Origin of the sequence: Sphingobium sp. PNB (genome assembly GCF_019873065.1) — a bacterium.
In the GTDB taxonomy this organism is placed as follows: domain Bacteria; phylum Pseudomonadota; class Alphaproteobacteria; order Sphingomonadales; family Sphingomonadaceae; genus Sphingobium; species Sphingobium fuliginis.
In genome coordinates, this window is sequence record NZ_JAINEZ010000172.1 from 1 (window position 1) to 3,806 (window position 3,806).

Below are 3,806 nucleotides of genomic sequence, written 5' to 3' on the forward strand. Positions count from 1 at the left end.
GATCGCTTATCGCGAGGAAGCGGTAATGCGGAGGAGCGCGGCGTAGTCCTGCAAAGCTGCGGAACATTTCGCCACGTCCTTCACATTATTCTATAGGGTGTCGAGCCATCCCATCAGATTGGCATCTCGCTTCCACGAAGGTGGCACGTTGCTCGCCGCCGGGGCGCCAACCTGTTCCAGCGCCTTTCGTTTGGTCTCCAGATTGGCCTGAGCATAGTGATTGGTCGTATCGAGACTGACGTGCCCGAGCCAACTGCGGATGACGGTGATATCGACCCCGGCGGCAACGAGGTGGACGGCGGTCGCGTGCCGGAAGCTGTGAGGCGTAACGTGTTTTGACTGGAGGGTCAGCGTCGATTTCGCGGCTTGTTCCACGTAGGCGTTGAGCTTGAACCGCACCCCTGACGCCCCTAGCGGTTCACCGTATCGATTGACGAAGATCCGCTCATCGGGCGCACGGGGCTGTCGCTCCAGTAGCTTCCTGAGCAATGCCACGGTTTCTGGCCAGAGCGGGCAGATGCGTTCCTTGCGCCCCTTGCCGTAAAGACGCACGAAGTTCGGTGCATCGAACCGGATTGCTTCGGGACAGAGGTCAAGCGCCTCTTGGATTCGCGCGCCACTGTTATAGAGGAACGAGAGCAGTACATGGTCGCGCAGCCCTTCGAGTGTCGATCGGTTGGGCTGGGCGAGGATGGCCTCGACCTCCTCGGGCTCGAGGTAGCACGGCGCGGAGGTGGGCTCCCGCTTCAACGGAACAGCCAGGACCTCTGAGCACTGCGCGATGTATTCCGGATTCTTGTCCGCCACGAAGCTGAAGAAGCTGCGGATGGCGGCCAGTCGGCAGTTCCGCGTGCCGATCGTGGTCTTGCGGCCATGCTCGGTATGATGAAGGAACGCGCGCACCTCGCCGGCCGAGACGTCGGTGAGCGTCAGCCGCGCGACCCCGCAGCCTTTTCGCTCCGCGACGAACCGAAGCAGCAGCCGCCAGGTGTCGCGATAAGAGCGGATCGTGTGGATTGACGCGCTGCGCTGCTCGGCCAGCCACTCCTGGAAGAACGCCCGCAACAACGCGGGCAATGGATTGCCTTTCCTCATGGCCGCGCCTCCGTGACAAGGCACGGGGCGCCGAGCGCGCGGAACCGTTCACTGGCTTCCTGCAACAGATCCTGCGTGACGGTGATGTAGACCAGCGTGGAGTGGAGATCCCGGTGCCCCATGTAGGTCGAGAGGAAGTGCAGTTTTTCCTGAGGGTTAATGCCGGACCGGTACCACTGGAGGATGCGGTTCACCACCATCGAGTGACGAAGGTCATGGACCCGCGGCCCGGTCCGGCCCGAAGCGGGCTTGAGCCCAGCACGGCGCATGACGTTGGTAATCATTGTCGTAACCGCCTCGGGCCTGTAGCGGTCATTTAAGTGGGCATGCCAGAACAGCCCTGATTTCGGGTTCTGTGGGCCGCCAGCGCGCCGCCTCGCATCGATGTACGCGCGCAGTTCGACCGCGACACTGTCGGATAGAGGCAAGATCCTGGTCTTGTAGAACTTCGTTTCCCGGATCGTGATCGTGCTTGATTGCAGGTCCACGTCACCAAGATCGAGCCATGCCAGCTCGCTTCGCCGTAGCCCGGCACAATAGGCCAGCATGATCATGGTGTAGAGGGTCAACGGCCGCAGCGGAGCGTCCGGCGACGGATAAGTCCGTGCGGTATCGAGCATACGCCGAACGTCAGCCGGGCTGAAGATATGCGGTTGCCGATGCTCCCGCGCTACTTCCCGCTCTGGCCGGGGATTGAAGCGCTTTGGCGGGATAGTCGGATCGAGGCGGAACCGCGCCTTGGTCAGGATGCGCGCCAGCTTCTGGCATTCAGCCGCGTGGTTGCGGGTCGGCTTGGCAGCCGCCCAGCTCGCAATCATTGCCTCAAGTGGTTGCTCCGCGAGGTCGGGACGGGCCTGAAGGAACCGATCGAACCGCAGCAGCCAGTGAGCCTGCGCTTCATATTGATATCCCCGGCTGCGCATCAGCATGACATGGTCTTGCATGAAGTCACCCAGCACGCTGCCGAAGGGCGCAGGCCGTCGTAACGCGGCCAAGGATTCGTCGGGATTCGGGGAAGCCAAGGCCCGCCAGATCGGCTTGCTTTGCTTGACGTTGTACCGACGGCGAAGTGCAGCAACAGGGTTGTCGGCGATCAGCCCGATTTCGACGAGGTGGTCGAGGAAGCGGTCGACAATGCAGACCTGATTGAGCAGCGTCGACAATCGCCAACGTTTTTGCATCTCCTTCAGCCAGGCGTCGAGCATCTGCCGGTCCACCGCCGGATGCCGGCGGGCAACATCTTCGAAGGTGCAAAGGAACCAGCGATATGTCGGTACGCTTCCCGGCCGGAACTGCGATTTTACCAGGAAGGCGTCGACGACGGTGCGATCGGGATCGTGCCAGGCGCTCATGACAGCACCTCCATTCCAGGCACCTCGAGTGCCACGGCTCGGAGATCATCTGTTGCCAGTTTGAGATAAGTATTGGTGGATTCGGTGGATCGATGCCCGAGCACGTCGCCGATGATCTTTTGCGGGACCGATGCCCGCAGCATTTCGACCGCACGTGCGTGGCGGAAGACATGCGGCCCCCGCTTTCCTGCTGGCACTACGCCTGCGGCGGCCAACCGACCGCGGATCATGCCGTACAGGTTCGTCATTGCGATATAGGGTGCGCAGGATCGGACGAAGATTTCCCGCACTTCAACCTGGGGCCGCCCAAGGCGCAGATAATCCAGCAGCGCTTCACCAACAGTCACCATTAGCGGCATGTACGAGTACGCGTTGGTCTTGGTGTGGCAGATCCGGAGGGATTCTGCGCGCCAGTCCACGTCATCGAGCCGAAGGCGGCATATCTCACCTTCGCGCAGCCCATACGTGGCAAGCAGCTGAAGTATCGCATAATCGCGTAGTCCGCGTGGCGATCTGTCCTCCTGCGTTGTCGCCAGAACCGCGGCGATTTGGCTCCTTTCCAGCGTCGACGGCACATCTTCGTAGGCATAGAGCATGGGGCCGATGATGTGTGGCGTCAGATCGGTCGGGATGCGACCCGTCCGATGCAGATGGCGAACCACCGAACGGAGACGCTCAGCGACATCGGCCAATGATTTGCGCCGTAAACCAGGCGCGCGCATGTCCATGTAGAGATCGATGTCCACGATGCTCAACGTTTCGAGGCTGGCGGCACCGGCCCGGTCGAACTGCCATCGCAGGAAGTTTCGCGCCTCCCACATCAGCGCCGCAATGGACGCGCTTGCCAAACCGCGCTCCTCGCGCAGCCATGCCTCGTATTCGCGGCAAATTTCATGTCGATGCTCGTCATCGGGACCGATCATTTCTGCGTCCGGGGGCCAATTGCCTTGAGCAAGCCGGAGGAGCTTGGCGATCGCGGTGCGGGGCAACATGTGCCAACGCGCACTGGGAGGCCGACCGTACTGGATCTCAAAATCCTGAACCGCATAGCCAAAATACTGATCGACCTGCTGCGGCGTCACAGTCTCGACCTGTATATCGCACTCGGCCAGATAATCGAGAAACGCGCGGGCGTAGAGACGGTGGTTCGCCACGACCACGGGATTGTAATTCTGTGTGGTGAGCGAATTCGAGAGTTCGGTGATCAACTCGTCATGCAACTTCAACATGATTGCCTCCTCAGCTGGTCCAGGGACCGCCGAGGTTCGCAACCAATATAATGCGCAGCAACTGCGCACACTATCATGGGAATTCGCCGGTTACGCCGCGCTCCTCCGCATTACCGCTTCCTCGCGATAA

The 3,806-nt window shown here is 61.2% G+C and carries 3 protein-coding genes; all 3 read right to left on the bottom strand.

Translation table 11 applies throughout. The annotated features are described in order from the left end of the window. Nucleotides 1-90: 90 nt before the first annotated feature. Genes K7W03_RS26825 through K7W03_RS26835 form a run of 3 tightly spaced genes read right to left on the bottom strand, consistent with a single transcriptional unit; the run spans nucleotide 91 to nucleotide 3,676 of the window. On the bottom strand, nucleotides 91-1,095 hold the full coding sequence (locus tag K7W03_RS26825) for a site-specific integrase (protein ID WP_009823939.1): 1,005 nt from the start codon (nucleotides 1,093-1,095) through the stop codon (nucleotides 91-93). Continuing rightward, nucleotides 1,092-2,447, bottom strand: coding sequence for a tyrosine-type recombinase/integrase (locus tag K7W03_RS26830; RefSeq protein ID WP_009823940.1), 1,356 nt, complete (start codon nucleotides 2,445-2,447; stop codon nucleotides 1,092-1,094). Before K7W03_RS26830 ends, K7W03_RS26825 begins: the two co-directional genes overlap by 4 nt. Further along, a complete protein-coding gene (locus K7W03_RS26835) occupies nucleotides 2,444-3,676 on the bottom strand; it encodes a site-specific integrase (protein ID WP_007015824.1) in 1,233 nt (410 codons plus the stop codon). The genes K7W03_RS26830 and K7W03_RS26835 overlap by 4 nt, the downstream gene beginning before the upstream one ends. Nucleotides 3,677-3,806: the final 130 nt, after the last annotated feature.